Genomic DNA, 796 nt, shown 5'->3' with positions numbered 1-796 from the left:
ATTTATTTTGTGTCATAGGAACGACGTGGGGAGAAGGGGATGGCGCCACGACGTTTAATGTTCCCGATTTTCGGGGGCTATTTTTACGGGGACTTGATAATGAACGCAATTTAGATCCTTGGCGTTCTTTTGCAAGTATACAACCCTGTTCTTTAAAAGCGCACGAACATTTTATAGGTCCAGCGTCATCAGAAGGTCTTTCTTCTCGAAAAAAACGAGATGTTTCTTCTTCTGAAGCTCACTTGCAAAGGCGCAAGAGAGCTATAGACGAAGAGTGTGTAGGTTTGAGTGGGGATAGCTTAAAAAAATGTCATGAAGAATTTGACCGAATAGTGGGCATTTCAGAGGTTCCATTTTGGTTTACAGAAAAAGATAAACCGCCTCGTTTACCTTGGTTTATCAGGAGCCCGTTTGCTAATTTTTTATATTATTCAACGCCTATAACAGAAGGTCTGAATGACAGAGAGCATCATGAACATCACCTCATGGCAGAGAGGGTTGGTGGTGTTGAAACGCGCCCCGTTAATGTGAGTGTAATTTATGGGATCAAGACATGAGGAGTTGAAATGTCATTAAAACCGTTTGCGATATCAGAGATTAGCGACCCGTCTCAAGTACGGGTCGTTTTGTATTCGGGGGGAGGATTTGTTCATGCGCCGCTTAATGGCGTTTTTGATTTACTGAAAGCCGCTTTGAAAACGGAGCTTGATGGTTCACTGAAAGATTTAGAGAAGCGCTTAGAGGCTTTAAGAGAAGAGTTTGAAGATTTGAAAGAGTGTTCATTAGACGAAGTACT

At 42.2% G+C, this 796-nt stretch carries 2 protein-coding genes; both read left to right on the top strand.

From position 1 onward, the window contains the following. A partial coding sequence (locus ACFIJR_RS09340) for a phage tail protein (protein WP_375654074.1) occupies nt 1-557 on the top strand: 557 nt, incomplete at its 5' end. Nucleotides 558-566: 9 nt separating this feature from the next. Then, the coding region (locus tag ACFIJR_RS09335; RefSeq protein ID WP_026500695.1) for a hypothetical protein at nt 567-796 on the top strand (230 nt) is incomplete at its 3' end.

The organism is Bartonella sp. OD88NMGDW (assembly GCF_042193775.1).
Taxonomy (GTDB): domain Bacteria; phylum Pseudomonadota; class Alphaproteobacteria; order Rhizobiales; family Rhizobiaceae; genus Bartonella; species Bartonella grahamii.
The sequence above is the reverse complement of the archived record's forward strand: the minus strand, read 5'-3'. Positions and strand labels throughout refer to the sequence as shown.